Below are 559 nucleotides of genomic sequence, written 5' to 3'. Positions count from 1 at the left end.
TTGATAGGGAAAATATGGAGCGTTTATAACGCAAATTTTGAGGATCATCTATGAAAACCTATACCTTAGATGATGTTGCACAATTAGTTGATAAATATAGTGATCGTATCAATTTCGGTACTGAGGACAATGAAGTCAATGATGTACTGATTGAAAAAGCTGAAGAAACTCTTGGTTTGCAATTTACATCTTCCTACAAGAGTTTTTTGAAAAATTATGGAGGAGGCGAAATTGGTTGTGAGGAAATTTTTAGCCTTTATGGTATCGACTTTAAGTATACTCCTGCTGGTGATATTGTTTATTATCACTTAACAGATATAGAAAATGGTTTAGCAAAACCACAGCAGCTTGTTGTGAGTAGAACTGATTTTGGTGAAACCTTTTACTTTGATTATACTCAGTTTCAGGATGGTGAATGCCCACTCTATCTTAGATTTCCACCTAGCGATCCTCAGTATTATGCAAGTAATTTTTATGAATTCCTTTGCAAAAGAATTAAAGAAAGCGTGGGAGAAGAGATACCTGAAGGTGACCAACCGATTGAAAAGACTGAAAGAGC

1 protein-coding gene is annotated in these 559 nt (G+C 35.1%); it reads left to right on the top strand.

The genetic code is table 11. The features are described 5' to 3' along the window. Positions 1-50 precede the first annotated feature (50 nt). On the top strand, positions 51-559 hold a 509-nt coding region (locus MCO_RS05000; protein WP_007553018.1), incomplete at its 3' end, for an SMI1/KNR4 family protein.

The sequence above is a fragment of the Bartonella sp. DB5-6 genome, assembly GCF_000278115.1.
Taxonomy (GTDB): Bacteria; Pseudomonadota; Alphaproteobacteria; order Rhizobiales; family Rhizobiaceae; genus Bartonella; species Bartonella refiksaydamii.
The sequence above is the reverse complement of the archived record's forward strand: the minus strand, read 5'-3'. Positions and strand labels throughout refer to the sequence as shown.